Genomic DNA, 16,142 nt, shown 5'->3' on the forward strand with positions numbered 1-16,142 from the left:
CAATGAAACATATATATATAATTACAGGAATGACTTGTGGCAGTTGTAAAGCATCTGTAGAAAAAAGTTTAAGTAACATTGATAATATTACCAATGTTGAAGTTAATCTCGAAAAAGGAGAAGCTGAAGTTACAATGAGTAGCCACGTGGCTACAGAAACTCTTAAAAAAGCCTTACCTGAAAAATATACGCTTTCTGAAAAGGAAGTTAAAAATGTTTTTGCTTCTACAAGTACATCAAGTTTTGAAATGGAGCAAGAAAAAAGCAAACTACAACAATTAAAACCCTTACTACTAATCATCTTTTATATAGCAACCGCAAGTGTATTATTACATTATAAGGATTGGAGTTGGAGTGCATTTATGCTCGACTTTATGGGCTTATTCTACATTGTGTTTAGCTTCTTCAAGATGTTAGATTTAAAAGGTTTCCCAGAATCTTTCAAAATGTACGACCCATTAGCAAAACGAGTTCCTGCTTATGGTTGGATTTATCCATTTATTGAAACTGCTTTGGGTTTAATGTTTTTGATGCGATTTGAAGTTAAAATTGCATTAATAGTAACACTTGTTGTATTAGGTATTACAACCATTGGTGTAACGAAAACATTATTAGATAAAAAATCTATTAGATGTGCTTGTTTAGGTACAGCTTTAAAGTTACCAATGACAGAAGCCACTTTTATTGAGAATACCATTATGATTGTGATGGCAGTATTAATGCTGATAAATTAAATAATAACCACTAAAAATTTGAAAATATGAACGCGCAAGAACACAAAAACAACGAAAATGGAATGAGCAATTACACTAAATTCTTTTTAATGTTAGGCTCATCATTTATAGCGATGTATATCACAATGTACTTAAATACTTATGAATTTGACCACGTATGGTTTAGTCTAACACGATTTTATATGGTTTGTTTGGGTATTGCCACAATGGCTTTGATTATGTTCTTTTTTATGAAAAATATGTACAAGAATAAAAAGAAAAATATGGGTATAGTCATAGGAAGTATTGCGCTATTTGCAATTGCTTTAGGATTAGTACGTGACCAAAAATCAACTGTTGGAGATGTTTTATGGATGAAAGCTATGATACCACATCATTCCATAGCAATATTAACAAGTGAAAGAGCAGACATAAAAGACCCAGAAGTCAAGAAGTTGGCAGAGGATATTATTAAAGCACAGAAGAAGGAGATAGAAGAAATGAAAGTAATGATAAATCGTTTACAGAATGAAAAATAATAAAACAGTCATATACATAGGATTACTCGCAGTAGGTTTGCTTTTGGGTTGGTTACTTTTTGGTGGTTCATCAAACGAAGAGACAGAACATAATCACAATGAAGTTTCAGAAACCAATCAAATGTGGACCTGTTCAATGCATCCACAAATTATGCAACCAGAACCAGGTGATTGTCCTATTTGTGGAATGGATTTAATTCCTGCCGAAAGTGGAAGTGATGGCCTGTTAGCAGACCAATTCAAGTTATCCGAAAACGCTATGGCATTGGCAAATATTCAAACAACCATAGTCGGTAATGGAAATGTTGATGGCAACACTATTAAATTATCTGGTAAAATTGCTGAAAATGAAGAAGCTAATGCAGTACAAGTCAGTTATTTTTCGGGTAGAATAGAACGTTTGAATATCAGTTTTACAGGAGAAGAAGTCCGTAAAGGTCAATTACTAGCAACCATTTATTCGCCAGAATTGTATGCAGCACAACAAGAGTTAATTACAGCATCATCTTTAAAGGAATCACAACCTGTGTTGTACAAGGCGGTTCGTAATAAATTGAAGTTGTGGAAGCTATCTGAAAATCAAATCAATCAGATTGAAGAAACCCAAAAAGTAAAAGAAAACTTTCCAGTTTATGCAACCGTTTCAGGAACAGTAACCGAAAAATTAGTAGAACAAGGCGATTACATAAAACAAGGTCAACCATTGCTTAAAATTGCAAATCTCAATACGGTTTGGGCAAACTTTGATGTATATGAAAATCAAATCGATTTATTTAAAAAGGGACAAGAAGTTTTAGTGACTACAAACGCTTATGCTAATAAGGAATTTAAAGGGAAAGTAGATTTCATTGAACCAATATTAAATACCAAAACAAGAACAGTAACCTTACGTGTGGTGCTTAATAATAAAAACGATGTATTTAAACCAGGAATGTTTGTAACCGCCAATATTGAACGAGTTTCAAGAAGTAATGATGAGGTATTAACAATCCCAGCATCTGCTGTACTTTGGACAGGTGAACGTTCTGTTGTCTATTTAAAAACCAATCCAGACCAAACCGTTTTTGAAATGCGTGAAGTTGTTTTAGGGAATCAAATTGGTAATGAATATGAAGTTTTAGAAGGATTATTTATTGGAAATGAAATCGTAACTAACGGAACTTTTACGGTTGATGCAGCAGCTCAATTACAAGGTAAAAAATCAATGATGAATAAAGATGGTGGCAAAGTAATGACAGGTCACGAAGGACATTTAGGAATGGATAATAAGACATCAAAAAAAGAAAGTGACCATACTAATATGAACCAAAGATTGACAGTATCAGAGAAATTCCAAGAACAATTAAAAGTTGTTTACAATGACTATATCAATTTAAAAGATGCTTTAATTAAAGAAGATTCAAAAAATACTTCAGTTGATGCAACAAGTTTAGTAAACAATTTAGGTAAAGTGGATATGAAATTATTATCAGACAATAATTCACACACACATTGGATGTCATTAGTAGGCGACATACAATCTTCGGCAACAGCTATTTCTAAAACGTCAGATATAAAAGAACAAAGAGACCATTTCAAACACCTATCATTAAACTTAATAAACGCTGTACAACTGTTTGGTGTTAAAGAAAAAGTGTATGTGGAATTTTGTCCAATGGGTGATAATAATAAAGGAGCGTATTGGTTGAGTAAAGAAGAAAAAGTAATCAATCCATATTTTGGTAGCGCCATGCTAACCTGTGGAGAAGTAAAACAGGTAATAGAATAATCATAAATTAAGTAATAACAATTAAATTTTAAACAATGAATTTTTTAAAGAAAAATCACGAACACAAAAACGATAATGTAATCGACGTGAGTAAAAAAGTAATTTTAGGTGTAGCTGTAATAGCAGTAGTAGTTTTTACAAGTTGTAAAAACGAAACCAAAAAAGAAACAGAAACAACCACAACGCAAGTTTCAAAAGAAATCGCAATGACAGACCTTTCTTTTGGAGTAAGAGGTAATTGTGGTATGTGTAAAAGTACCATTGAAAAAGCGGCCAATGGTGTAGATGGTGTTGCAAGTGCCAATTGGGATGTCGATAAAAAGAAGATTGATGTCTCTTTTGATGATACAAAAACCGATGAAATGGCAATCCATAATGCTATCGCAGCATCAGGTTATGATACTGAAAAAGTTTCAGGAAGTGAAGAAGCCTATAAAGATTTACCAGGTTGTTGTCAATACGACCACGAAATGATGATGAATCAATCTGGTGAAGAAGAAAGTGATGACCATTCAAATCACGACCATTAAGCCAATAATGAAAGAGTCTTTTTGAAAGGCTCTTTTTTATTCCCCACAACCCAAAACCCAGTTTTCTCGTACCTCAAAATCCTCTGTCTTTTGTGTTGTTCCGCTCGCCACCACATAGTTGGTTTTATGTCACAATAGTTGTAGCCAACGCTATAATAGCACATTGCTTGTTTTATTTAAACGTATCTATTGTAATAAATTAGTACAATAAAAAAGCAAAGAGCTATTGCCAAGGCTCAAAACAACTATTCCGCCACAAAACCAACCCAAAGCTAAGTTACATAATAGAAGTTATAGTAGCAAAAATCCTTTCAATGGTTGCCTACGGCGTTTTATTATATTTTCGTAGCTATAACTGCTATTATGTAAAATATCCGCTTATCCAACGCTCACATCCGAACTTTTAATCACATTTTGAACAAGTATTAAACAGTCGTACATTTAAAGGGTAACGTTAATTTTGAATAATATTCGTTATCTCATTCAACTGCACAAAACCATCGTTAAGTCCAAGTATTCCTTACCTCAAGTCTTTGTTTATTTCATTTCGTTAACAAATATTATAGTCCACTTTTCCCCACCACCCAAGAAATAGGATATAAAAAAATAGGTTTAAGATAAATAGTACTACGCCATAGCACATTACTTTTTATCGTACCTCAAAAAAGCAATAAGCTATTGTCTAAAAGTCCTGTATAAGTAGCTTATTTAAATGCTGTTTTACCAAACAACTATTTAAAACGCTACCTATACAAACGCTTCATCCAATGCTCAATAGCGAACAGCAACCTATTTTTTTAAGTGTTAATTCCCCAGAAAAGTTAGAAGCATTTGAATCAAGATGAAAACCAATTTGAAATATTAAAATAAAAAAAGGAAGCAAATATATGTGGCTACCTCTACCAGCCGCACAAGGCTATAAAGGTCAAGCCCTACGGGTTTTGAATAAAACTTTTTTCAATACCCTTATCCTTTATCCTTAAACATTTTAACTCAAAAAACTTTTACCCAAAAACCTTGACAGCCTTACCCACGCCACAAGTACTATGGCTATCTTTTTTCTTTTCAAAAAAATAATGTGGCGAAGCGTAGCGAAGCAATTTTAAATTGGATAGCTATGTCAACTTTTGAACTAAAAACACACCAAGTCGGAAGAACTTACTCAAACCCTCACTTTTTTATACTAAACAAAGGACTAAACAGCGGAAAACCCTTGACAAATCCTTGTCCTAATTGTTTTGTAGTCACAACTTCAACCGAAGAAGAAAAACACACGCTTTTTCACATATCTATGATGTTGCAAATTGGCGGTTTTTACGCTTACTATTTAAAAGGTAGTGTTATTCCGTTTATCTCGATAGATGATTGTAGAAAGACTTTAAAAAACAGTTACACCTCATTGTTTTATAATGAAATTCAGTTGCAAAAGCATATTAATATAGTGTCAGCAATTAGCAAAAAGGAAGCGGAGCTTCATAATATCATTTCAAAAATGGCAGATTTAAAAATATCTTATATTCAAAGTTTATTTTCTATAATGCAAAAAGAAGCAATCTAAAGCAACAAAATCCATATCAAAAGAATAGCATAAAACTTGCCATATATTTCAGCGGATGGTACAACTTCATTTCAAGTCCGTACCAAGTCCGAACAAAAGTAAGTTTCATTTAAATCATTTATGTTATGGGTAAAATTGCTCAAGGTATTTTAGGAGGGCTTTCAGGTAAGGTTGGAAACATTATCGGTGGAAGCTGGAAAGGAATTGATTACATTAGAATTAAACCTTCAAGTGTAGCTAATCCACGAACTGTTGGTCAGGTAAACCAAAGAACAAAGTTTACTGCCACTTTAGAATTTTTACAAGCTGTAAAACCTTTTATTAAGTTAGGTTATAAAGGGTTAGCTGTTAAGAAAACAGAATTTAATGCTGCGATGTCGTATGTGTTGAATAATGCGATTACAGGTACAGAACCTAACTTTGTTATCGACTATCCGAACGCTTTAGTAAGTCGAGGAGGTTTATCTGGTGCGTTAAACCCAACGACTGATTTGGCAACAGCTGGAGAAGTAACGTTTGGTTGGGATGATAACTCTGCAGAAGGTAATGCAAATACTACTGACAAGTCTATGTTATTGGTTTACAATCCATCAAAAAGAGAATCTATTTCTTTACTTGATGGAGCAGATAGAACAGTAGGTTCTCAAATTGTTCCAATCCCAACAACCTATGCAGGAGATACAGTAGAGCTATTTATGGCTTTTATTACTGCTGATGGTAGTCAAGTATCTAATAGTATTTATTTAGGCTCTGGTACAGCTAATTAATGCTTGGTGTTTTTATTTAGAAACCGCTCTAATCGAGCGGTTTTTTTTATGCTATATTTGTTGAGCAATTTATTAATAGTTGTTGCTAATCTTCTCTTTTTATATGTTTTTTGTATGCTATTTGTTGCCCATATGCAATAGTGCCAATAGATATAGGGCTAGTTAAATATTGTATCGGAAAGTAATTTATTCTTTTAGAGCTCTATAGCTTTCGTAACTATCTTTAAAAATAGCTGTAATTAACTCAGCTAATTTTTGATTATATAACCATAGCTTTTAACCAATTATTTTCTCAACTGAAAACTTAAATTTTTCTTGTCGCTCTTGGAGAAAATGCGTACCGCCTTTTTTAATATTTTATGTTCTTCTGAAATACCTTTTAATTATTTCTTTAATAGGGCTATTTCTTTTTGTTCATCTGTCAATTTTGGGATTCCTCTACCTGGAAAACTGTTCTTTCCATAATCTTGGGATTCTCGTCTCCAGCGGTGCAATACCGAGTAAGGAATATCCAGTTCCTCACAAACTTGCTTGACATGACCCCGGGCATAGCTTAATTCTACTGCCTTTTGCTTAAATGATGTACTGTAATTTCTGTGTTGTTTCTTCATGATTCAAAGTTAATTTATGTAACTCTAAATCTCGCAATATAATGTCCAGTCTAATGTAGTAATTCCATATAGTAAATTCACTTGTAAAGACACTCGTAATTCAGGACATACAAGTATATTTTAAATACATAAGAGGTTAAAATATTATTCCAAAATATCTTATAATTTTTAATTAGGTTTTAAGTAAATAATCCCACCCAAGGTTATTATTTGTATTGCTCTTTAAACGAGAAAGTATTTTTAAAAATACAATTGCAGTTATAAGTGCATCGCCACTTGCTGTGTGTCTATCAATTATAGGAACATTAAGTTCTTTCGCTAATTCATCTAAAGAGTAATTCTTAAGCGTTTCTTGATAGATGATATGTTTTGATTTTTTATATAGTACAGCCGTATCAATAAAATTATTTTTTAGTTTTCCTAAGCCATTTCTTAAAAGCATACTATTTACCATGCGGTAGTCAAAACGGGCATGGTGTGCTACTAAAACATCTGTTTTTATATAATCTAAAAAAGATTTAATAGCTTCTAATTCAGATACTTTTTTAAATTTACCGTCCTTTAAAATACCATGAATTTTTACGGTTTCTGGTTTAAAAACCTCTTGATGTAAATAAATTTCAAAATTGCTTTTAACGGCAATTTTTTTGTTTTGTATGGTAACAGCCCCTATGGAAAGAATTCTGTCTGCATCAGAATCAAAACCAGTAGTTTCTGTATCAAAAACTACAAAACGAGCATCTGGAATGTCTACTTTTTTTAAGTTCTTAAAATTATTAAGATATGTTTCCCAGAACTCAGGCGTGTTTTTGTTTTTTTTATTAAACCAATCAAAAATCATTTATAAGGCATTAGATAGGTTAAAACGTAATTTAAGTGATTCTTGAATTTCTTTAATAGGTTTAAAACATCTTTTTAATTTTAACTGCTCCTCTTTGGTAAGCGATGATAGTTCAATAAATTTACCATCGTTATTATGGAGTAGCCCTTGTTTTGTTTTGAATTTAAGTAAAGCTTTAAAAGCATATGCACAAGAATGATATAGTTCTTTATTATTGGGGTCTATTTGAGCCAATTTATCATACCTATCATAGGTGCTGTTTATATTTTTTATTTGCTTACTTAATACTAACAATCTAGCAGCATCAATTAAAGGCATTAAGCCTTTTCTTTTAATATTAAATAAGTCTTTGTGTTCGCCATTTTGTTCCACTAAAAATTGTTTGAAAAATCCTAAAGGTGGAGGACTTTTTAAAGCATCTTTTGCTAATAAATTAAAGAATAGTGAGGAGTGTTCTAATGTTTTATAGATGCTATCAGTTAAATCGTCTACCAATGGTTTGTTGCCGAAAGAAAGACTGTAATCAAAAAATATGGAAGACAATAGGATACCTTTTTCGTCTGCACTAATAATCCAATTATTGAATTGTGTTTTCCATTCAGAAATGGATTTGCACCATTCTATATTACTAGCCATCATGTCTGCTTTGCAATATTCAAAACCAATGATGTTAAGTGATTTTGTAACTAATTTTGCTAATTGTAGAAAGTATTCTTGTGTTTTTTTATAATCTTCTTTTGGAACGTCATCAAAAATAAGGGCATTATCTTGGTCGGTAAATAGCAATTGTTCTTTTCTACCTTGGCTACCAATAGCTATCCAAGAAAATGCTACTGGAGGTGGTGTTTCCATTTTTTTAATAGATAGTTCTATAGCACGTACCACAACGGCGTCATTTATTTTTGAAATAACTTTAATAATGTGAGATAATGGGATATTTTGTTCTAAGTAACTTTTTAATAGTGTGTTAGATTTTAAACGAGCACTTCTTAAATTTTTATTTCTTTTAGCTCTTTTTACTTCTTTTAATAACACAGAAGGACTGTTTCCTAAAGTAACTAAAATATCATGATGTGTTAAAATACCTACTAATTTAGAATTTGGAGTACCATCTTTAGTTATACACAAATGGCTAATGTTGTGTTGAATCATCTGTAATTGAGCATTGGCAACTGTTGTATTTCTATTATCTGTAAAAACAGGTGATGACATTACATTGGTAACAGGTGTTGTAATGGGAAATAATCCTGTAGCTATTTTTTTCTTAATATCACTATTAGTAATAATACCTACAGGATGTTTATGCTCATCAACTACAATAATACAGCTAATACTATGTGTACACATTAAGGTTGCGGCTTCTTTTAAATGGGAGTCCGTTGTGCAAGTAATGGGCGTTTTTGTATAGTCGGCTGTTTGAAAGTTTGCTATATCCTGTGAGCTATTAGGTAGATAATCTACAAAAATTTCATCGTTCTCTTCTGCTGTATAGGGGTCATATGTATTACTAGCAAAAGAAGTAACTAAGTATTTGTGTATTTTAACTTGTTTTTGAGTTACAGTTTCAAACACTTCAATAGGAATGGCATATAAAATAGATTCCTCGTTTGCAACAGATGAAAGTTTATAGTTTTCTTTAGTTATTAGTGCTCTTAAGCCAAAAATATCGCCAGTGTCATTAATGCCTACAATGTTTTTATTCGTTTCAGTGATATGATATAAATTTACAGCACCGTCTCGTACAATGTAAAAGTGTTTATGGTAAGCATCATCTTTTTTAAAAACAGTATCTCCTTTTTCTAAATAAATAATATCTACTTGTGAAGCGATTTCTAATAAGCTTTTTTTACCAAGCATATTAAACGGCGGATATCCACTTAAAAAAAAAGAAACACGATCTGCTATTGAGTTAGCCATAGTCTTTTGTACTATATCATTTTAAAATCTAAAAGTAACTCTTTTTCAATGGATGCTTGTAAATGATCTCCTTTTTGAATAACTCCAGTACCTGTAGCAGGTGTTCCAGTAAAAATTAAATCACCAGGATTTAGTGTCATGTATTTTGATGTGAATGCAATGATTTCGGCGAAATTATAAATCATGTAATTGGTATTGCCTACTTGTTTATCTTCGCCATTAATAACCAAATTAAAATTGATGTTATTTAAATCTGGAAAGTTAGACACTGGTTTGAAAGATGAAATAGGAGCAGCGCCATCAAATCCTTTCCCTAAATCCCAAGGACCTTTAGTTTCTCTGCAGGCATTAAAAACATCTTTTGCCGTGTAATCAATGCCAATACCAATTTCAGAGATGTATGCTGGTGCATCATTAAGTGATATGTCCTTTCCCGTTTTTCCAATCTTTATTACCAATTCTACTTCATAATTTAATTGATTTGTAAAACTGGGGTAAACAACATCTTTATTGTTTTCTACAAGACTAGATTCTGGTTTAGAAAATATGATTTGATTTCCCGTTTTATTCGCACTGATTTCTGCTTTATCGTTAACATAATTTTTTCCGATGGCTAATATTTTCATAATGTTTAATTGAGTTAGTTATTATGTCGTAAATTTAATGAATTAAGCTAAAATAACTTTGTTGAAAATTAAATTATAAATCATTTTCGCATAAAGTTTTTTTATACATTTATGAATTGGTAATTAATAATTAATATCATGGCAAAATCTCAAGACGCAAAAAAAAATGTAAAAAAGGAGGCTGTTTTGTCTCCAAAAGAGAAAAAGGCAGCAAAGCTTGCTAAAAAAGCTAAACGCATTTAATTTACAAGCTATTTTAATCAATTAAAAGCACTCTTTGATGAGTGTTTTTTGTTTTAATAATAATTATCTTGTAATTCAGACATAATTAATTTGTAATCGTATTGTAAATCTTCATGAAGTGTGTCAACTATTTTTTTTGCTAATATTAACTGTCGGTTATAAACATTTATTAATTGTTGACTGTTTTTTATACTTGGAGAGAAGTTTTTAAGTTTTTCGCAGAAATATAATAAAAGTTCAACTTCAGTTTCTTTTTTTTGAGAATACCGGATATATTTTTTTGTGTTAGTTAATATTTTTCGGATGCTTTTTCGGATGTAAAAATAACTTTTAGTGTTTATTATTTTAAATTGCTCATCCATGTAGTTTTTAATGCTTTGTATATAAGCATCTTCATCTGAAGATTTAAATAAAAGATAGGTAAGAAGCTCTTTGTTTTCTTTTTTAAATCGTGAGAGCTTCAAGCATAATTCTTGAAGTTCTTGGTTAGAAATGGCACCTAATTCTTGTTTGAGTTCTTTTAAAGGGACTGCTTTCATGTGGTGAATTATCTTAATGCTGGATAATTCTTAGGGTTTACTTCGTGCATAACGTTATAAACAGCTTCATAAACATCTTCTACAGATGGTTTTGAAAAATAGTCGCCATCACTGCCATAAGCTGGTCTATGTGCTTTTGAAGTAAGTGTTTTTGGCGCGCTATCTAAATACATAAACGTATTTTGAGTATTTAAAATTTCATTTAAAATATAAGCAGAAGCTCCTCCTGGCACATCTTCATCTATAACCATGAGTCTATTAGTTTTTTGAATGCTTTTAGCTATATCATGATTTATATCGAAAGGAATGAGAGACTGTATATCAATAATTTCAGCGTTAATGCCTGCTTCTAAAAGCTCTTTTGCAGCTTGTTCTACAATTCTGAGGGTAGAGCCGTATGATACGAGTGTAATATCGTTTCCTTTTTTTATGGTTTCTACAACACCAACAGGTGTTGTAAAGCATCCCATATTGTTTGGCATTTTTTCTTTTAATCTGTAGCCATTTAAACACTCAATTACCAATGCAGGTTCGTCACTAAGTAAAAGCGTATTGTAAAATCCAGCTGCTTTAACCATGTTTCTGGGAACTAACACTAAAATACCTCTAACTAAATTAATAATACCACCCATTGGGGAGCCTGAGTGCCAAATACCTTCCAGTCTGTGCCCACGTGTTCGTATAATAAGTGGTGCTTTTTGGCGACCTTTAGTTCTATAATGTAAACTAGCTAAATCATCACTCATAATCTGTAAACAATACAGAATATAGTCTAAATATTGAATTTCTGCAATGGGGCGTAAGCCTCTTAAAGACATGCCTATACCTTGTCCTATAATAGTTGCTTCCCTAATACCAGTATCGGCAATACGCAATTCGCCATATTTGTTTTGTAAACCTTCCAATCCTTGATTTACGTCACCAATATTACCTGTGTCCTCACCAAAAATAAGTGCTTCGGGATGTGAATTAAAAATTGTATCAAAATTATCCCTGATAATAATTCGACCATCAACTAAGGGAGCATTGTCCAGGTAGGTTGGTTTTATTTCTGTAACCTTTGAAGCGGCTTTTTCAGATTCTGAATATAAATGTGAACTAAACTTAGGTTGAATAAAATTAAAATAATCGTTTACCCAATCGCATAATCTTTGTCGTTCAGTATTTTGATTACCAATAGATTGTTGTAATGCTTTTCTAGCGGTTGATAGTATTTCTTTGCGAGTTGGTTCCTTAATACTTACTAAAGTATTTTTAGTTTTAGTTAGTTCTTTAGGGTTTTTACTAAGTTCAACTAAGTTATTTAAAACTGTTATAAGGCTTTCTTTTTCTTTCTTAACCGGGTCAATAAAAGTAGTCCATGCTTTTTCTCTACCTGCACGAACCTCTTTTTTTATGTTGCGTTCTATCCCAAGTAGTGTTTCATTGTCTGCTATACCAGATTCAATAATCCAATCGCGCATTTTTTTGTTACAATCATGGTCAGCTTCCCAATTTAAACGTTGCTTGTTTTTGTAACGTTCATGAGAGCCTGAAGTAGAATGCCCTTGGGGTTGTGTAAGCTCTACAACATGAATTACAACGGGTACATGTTCTTCCCTAGCTATAGAAGCTGCTTCAGCATAGGTTTCTACTACATTAGGATAATCCCATCCTTTAACGCGTAATATTTCCAATCCGTTGGTATTGGTGTCTCGCTGAAAACCTTTTAATATTTCTGAAATATTTTCTTTAGTTGTTTGGTGTTTGGCATGTACAGATATACCGTATTCATCATCCCAAATACTAATAATCATGGGGACTTGAAGTACTCCAGCTGCATTTATCGTTTCAAAAAATACACCTTCAGACGTACTCGCATTTCCAATAGTGCCCCAAGCCACTTCATTTCCTTTTACGGAAAATTTGTCTTGTTGGATATTTTCTAACTGTCTATATATTTTTGATGCTTGAGCTAAGCCTAAAAGACGTGGCATTTGTGCAGCAGTCGGAGAGATGTCTGTGCTGGAATTATATTGTTGGGTTTGGTTTTTCCAATCTCCATTTTCATCCAAAATATGTGTTGTAAAATGACCACCCATTTGACGTCCTGCAGACATGGGTTCATGTTCCAAATTGGTATTTCCATAAAGACCAGCAAAAAATTCTTCGATAGTATATTCTCCAATGGCCATCATGAAAGTTTGGTCGCGGTAGTAACCCGATCTCCAATCGCCTTTCAAAAAAGCTTTGGCCATGGCTATTTGAGGAACTTCTTTGCCATCTCCAAAAATACCGAATTTAGCTTTTCCAGTTAGAACTTCGCGACGTCCCAATAAACTACATTCCCTACTCATGACAGCTATTTTGTAATCATTTAAAACTTCAGTCTTAAAATCATCAAACGACATGTTATTTTGTAAGTCAGGAACAGTCTGCATTTAGTTGAGTTTTCTCGTTTTGCAAAATTAGTTAAAGTTTTGCAGTATTACAATAAAATAAAACTTAAAAACATTGAAAAATATTTAAGAATTTAGTGATTACGGTTGTTTAATTAGGAATTTTTTATCTAAATCCGTATTTTGGTATGAATAAATAAAATTTTGATATTTATTTAAAACCAGCGCCTTCTAAATAAACCTAATAATGATTCAGGATCTACTGTAAATTTAAATCGTATTTTTTCATCATAATTTGGCTGTCCTATTTCCCAGCCTAAATTAGAATATATTGGAAAGTATACTTCAAAATAATCAGTAACTAAATTAATTCTAATACCAGAATCATAAACAAATTTTTCAGAATGAAACTTATTTTTAACAAAACCAATATCACCATACAATAAAATGTATTTCCAAAGTGTTGTACTTGCGTTTAATGTTGAAATCCATTGGTTCGCAAATGGTGTGTCAAGTTTGGATTTAAATCCGCCTTCGGCTTCAATATATTGTTGACTAAAGATACCTGTAGCTTCAGAGCGGCCTAAATAATTGTGTTGGAATAAGTAATCTGTAGGTCTGTCTAAGGCAAAGCTAAAGTAATCTGAACCAACAGGGTTTTCATTGTATAAAAAGATTCCTGAGAAAAAACGTAAATTTAATTGCCGATTGCTTTCAAATAGCTTTCTAAATTCATAATTGAAAGATACTTTTGAAAATGTTTTAGCAATTTCAAGATCTGCATTCCATTGTTTAAAGTTGATTAAATTATCATTGGAATTAACATATTTTACATTAAATATATTATAATTAGGTTTTGTTGAATTGGATATATTTAGTATATCTTCATCGCGTTTGGTTTCTACATACCTCACCGTTAGTAATTCTCTTTGGTTGGAACGAAAGTCGTGATCCTCTCTAAATGAAAAATTAACAAAAGGCGAAATTTGTCTAACAAATAAATCTTCAGCATATGATTTATAACTGGTAGAAAGTCCATATCTAATAGCATATAAATCTTTGTTTTCAATAAAATGATTGATTGAAAAAGAGGCTGCTCCGGTTAAGGATTTTGATTTAACTGAGTATTGAGGTTCAAAACTATATGTAAAATGTTTTCTTAATATGGTTTTATTATACATTCTAACTCCTAAATCAAGACCATCATAAATATTATTAAATTCCAAAATGGGCATGAAAAATACTTGATTGTAATGAGGGTCTTCAATATCTTTAAACAGTCTGAATTGCAATGGTTTATTGTTGAAAAAGAAACCTCTTAAAGATTTCCAATTATCTCGTAAATTATTTTCGGGAATAATATTATTATAATTTAAAGCAAGCTTATTGATATTATTTTTAGGAATTGTAATGGTTTTGTTTCCCGAAATATTTTCAACCCAAGTTTTAGAAATGATATGATCATTATTAAGAGCATATAATGATATAGGCATGCTGTTATTTCGCTTATTTTTAATGGTTAAGGTTATAGAGTCATTTGTTTGAGTTACATTTTTTATTTTGAAATCGATTTTGTTTCTAGTCTTGATGTAATCATTAAAAAACCAATTAACATCTTTGTTTGTTTTTGATTTTAAATACGTTTCAAAAGCTAAAGGTGATGTTGGTTTTAATTGGGTGTCTTTTAAAAAAGATTTAATTGTGTTTTCTAATATATTAGAATTAATAAAGTCGTCAAGGTACTGAAAACCAATACCTGCTTTGTATTTGTTAGCAATATTTTCATTGAATTTTAACAAGGAATCTTTAGGTATTGATAGCGCTTGGTCTCTATTGGTTCGTGCCATGAGCATATAAGCTAAAATATATTTATCATTATATTTTAAATCGGCTGCATGAAATGATTTCACACCCCAAAAATCAGAAACTGACCCTAAAAAATTCATTTCAGGATAGTTTATTTCTACATATTTCATTAAAAAATACACTTGTATACCATCCAAAAGCCATTGGTCTTTTCGAGGGTTGATTAATAAAGTGTTTTCAAGATAATTTTGAAGGGCAACTTTTAAAATTTTTAATTCATACTCAAAATGAACAGGATATAATTTGATGAATTTTGGTAAAAAATTCAGTCCATAAACAGGGTTTTTTGAAGTTTCGATTTGAGTAATTAATAACTTTTCATGCGGATATTTTCCTAAATTATCATTTAAAAACCCTACTATTTTTTCTGTAATGTGTACCTTTTCTAAAACTTCTATGTTGTCGTCTTTAATGTTTGAAACAAAAGCGAGGTTTTTATCTTGTATGATATCGAATTGAGCTTTTTTGTTTAAAAATATTTTACTTGTTACTCTCTTTTTTCCTGACAATTTAATAACTTGACTATTAGTTTTTTGAGTTGTGTTATCTATATTTAATTCTGAAGTTAAATGATGATTTTTTGGATATTCAATTTCCATTGTAATATCCGATTCAGGAATATATAAGTCATCTAAATTTTTGTTGCTATAGTAGTGCCATTTACCATCATAAACTGCAGGTGTTATGTACCAATATCTTAAATTAAAATCTCCCTCGGGTGTTACACCGTAATTGGTGAACTTATCGCTAGGTACTTGAATCAAATAATTTAAGTTTAAAATATAAGATTGGTTAGGTGCTAAAGGCGTATTAAGCGTAACTTTTATGATATCAGGGTGATTTACTAAACGCTCAAAATCAACATTTTCGTTATTTTGTTTCAGCATGCTAATAGATGTGAAACCTCTTTCATGGTCTTTAGCAAAGTGAAAAACCGTTTTATATTCCTCTGCAAGTCGGTTAGCTAATGGTGTTTTTTTTGTAGAATAACTATGATTCCAGTCGTTTAAATAAATACTATTTAGCGTGTCGGATGTTGTATTCTGGTAACTAATTATCTGAGATACTGATATTTGTTTTTTTTCAACATGAAACTTTGCTTTAATGTCAATAATATTTTGACTAAAGCTTAAACTCGAAAAAAAGAGTAGAAGTAAATAAATAAAACGAATACTCAATTTATTATAGATAGCATTAATGGGTTCATATTAAAAATTTAAGGCACAGCAATATAGCAATTTCATAC

12 protein-coding genes and 1 pseudogene are annotated in these 16,142 nt (G+C 31.4%); 6 read left to right on the forward strand and 7 right to left on the reverse strand.

Features of this window, described 5'->3' with window-relative positions:
- Positions 1-2: 2 nt before the first annotated feature.
- The 6 genes from APS56_RS01485 (at position 3) to APS56_RS01510 (ending at position 5,875) form a co-directional block, all read left to right on the forward strand.
- Positions 3-734 (forward strand): heavy-metal-associated domain-containing protein, encoded by a 732-nt coding sequence (locus APS56_RS01485; RefSeq protein WP_054724097.1) that lies wholly within the window; start codon positions 3-5, stop codon positions 732-734.
- Positions 735-760: 26 nt separating this feature from the next.
- Positions 761-1,252, forward strand: a complete 492-nt coding sequence (locus APS56_RS01490) for a DUF305 domain-containing protein (RefSeq protein ID WP_054724099.1) — start codon at positions 761-763, stop codon at positions 1,250-1,252.
- The gene (locus APS56_RS01495; RefSeq protein ID WP_054724101.1) at positions 1,242-3,020 is read left to right on the forward strand and encodes an efflux RND transporter periplasmic adaptor subunit; all 1,779 of its coding nucleotides are present in this window, start codon (positions 1,242-1,244) and stop codon (positions 3,018-3,020) included. The genes APS56_RS01490 and APS56_RS01495 overlap by 11 nt, the downstream gene beginning before the upstream one ends.
- A 35-nt stretch (positions 3,021-3,055) precedes the next feature.
- Positions 3,056-3,550: a heavy-metal-associated domain-containing protein gene (locus APS56_RS01500; RefSeq protein WP_054724103.1), complete on the forward strand. Its 495-nt coding sequence runs from the start codon at positions 3,056-3,058 to the stop codon at positions 3,548-3,550.
- 1,117 nt (positions 3,551-4,667) lie between these two features.
- Entirely contained in the window at positions 4,668-5,108 is a 441-nt protein-coding gene (locus tag APS56_RS01505; protein WP_054731064.1) for a DUF6943 family protein, read from the forward strand.
- 125 nt (positions 5,109-5,233) lie between these two features.
- Positions 5,234-5,875: a DUF6266 family protein gene (locus APS56_RS01510; protein WP_054724105.1), complete on the forward strand. Its 642-nt coding sequence runs from the start codon at positions 5,234-5,236 to the stop codon at positions 5,873-5,875.
- Positions 5,876-6,073: 198 nt separating this feature from the next.
- Here APS56_RS01510 and APS56_RS17105 read toward each other — a convergent pair.
- From APS56_RS17105 to APS56_RS01545, 7 genes and pseudogenes are all read right to left on the reverse strand, one after another.
- Positions 6,074-6,486 (reverse strand): annotated as a pseudogene (locus tag APS56_RS17105) (transposase); the annotation flags it as partial.
- Positions 6,487-6,658: 172 nt separating this feature from the next.
- Positions 6,659-7,327, reverse strand: a complete 669-nt coding sequence (locus APS56_RS01520) for a 3'-5' exonuclease (RefSeq protein ID WP_054724107.1) — start codon at positions 7,325-7,327, stop codon at positions 6,659-6,661.
- Entirely contained in the window at positions 7,328-9,244 is a 1,917-nt protein-coding gene (locus tag APS56_RS01525) for a DUF294 nucleotidyltransferase-like domain-containing protein (protein ID WP_054724109.1), read from the reverse strand.
- A gap of 11 nt (positions 9,245-9,255) precedes the next feature.
- A complete protein-coding gene (locus tag APS56_RS01530; RefSeq protein ID WP_054724111.1) occupies positions 9,256-9,870 on the reverse strand; it encodes a fumarylacetoacetate hydrolase family protein in 615 nt (204 codons plus the stop codon).
- A gap of 296 nt (positions 9,871-10,166) precedes the next feature.
- Positions 10,167-10,652, reverse strand: coding sequence for a hypothetical protein (locus APS56_RS01535; protein ID WP_054724113.1), 486 nt, complete (start codon positions 10,650-10,652; stop codon positions 10,167-10,169).
- A gap of 8 nt (positions 10,653-10,660) precedes the next feature.
- Positions 10,661-13,072, reverse strand: coding sequence for an alpha-ketoacid dehydrogenase subunit alpha/beta (locus tag APS56_RS01540; RefSeq protein WP_054724115.1), 2,412 nt, complete (start codon positions 13,070-13,072; stop codon positions 10,661-10,663).
- A 173-nt stretch (positions 13,073-13,245) separates the two neighbouring features.
- Positions 13,246-16,074 carry a gluzincin family metallopeptidase gene (locus APS56_RS01545; protein ID WP_054724117.1) on the reverse strand — a complete coding sequence of 943 codons (2,829 nt, stop codon included), beginning with the start codon at positions 16,072-16,074 and terminating at the stop codon, positions 13,246-13,248.
- Positions 16,075-16,142 lie beyond the last annotated feature (68 nt).

This window comes from Pseudalgibacter alginicilyticus (assembly GCF_001310225.1).
GTDB classification, from domain to species: domain Bacteria; phylum Bacteroidota; class Bacteroidia; order Flavobacteriales; family Flavobacteriaceae; genus Pseudalgibacter; species Pseudalgibacter alginicilyticus.

Coding starts and splice junctions, on each gene's coding strand:
- APS56_RS01535 (WP_054724113.1), bottom strand. CDS start 10,652: ATGAAAGCAGTCCCTTTAAAAGAACTCAAACAAGAATTAGGTGCCATT.
- APS56_RS01505 (WP_054731064.1), top strand. CDS start 4,668: ATGTCAACTTTTGAACTAAAAACACACCAAGTCGGAAGAACTTACTCA.
- APS56_RS01485 (WP_054724097.1), top strand. CDS start 3: ATGAAACATATATATATAATTACAGGAATGACTTGTGGCAGTTGTAAA.
- APS56_RS01495 (WP_054724101.1), top strand. CDS start 1,242: ATGAAAAATAATAAAACAGTCATATACATAGGATTACTCGCAGTAGGT.
- APS56_RS01490 (WP_054724099.1), top strand. CDS start 761: ATGAACGCGCAAGAACACAAAAACAACGAAAATGGAATGAGCAATTAC.
- APS56_RS01530 (WP_054724111.1), bottom strand. CDS start 9,870: ATGAAAATATTAGCCATCGGAAAAAATTATGTTAACGATAAAGCAGAA.
- APS56_RS01520 (WP_054724107.1), bottom strand. CDS start 7,327: ATGATTTTTGATTGGTTTAATAAAAAAAACAAAAACACGCCTGAGTTC.
- APS56_RS01500 (WP_054724103.1), top strand. CDS start 3,056: ATGAATTTTTTAAAGAAAAATCACGAACACAAAAACGATAATGTAATC.
- APS56_RS01510 (WP_054724105.1), top strand. CDS start 5,234: ATGGGTAAAATTGCTCAAGGTATTTTAGGAGGGCTTTCAGGTAAGGTT.
- APS56_RS01540 (WP_054724115.1), bottom strand. CDS start 13,072: ATGCAGACTGTTCCTGACTTACAAAATAACATGTCGTTTGATGATTTT.
- APS56_RS01525 (WP_054724109.1), bottom strand. CDS start 9,244: ATGGCTAACTCAATAGCAGATCGTGTTTCTTTTTTTTTAAGTGGATAT.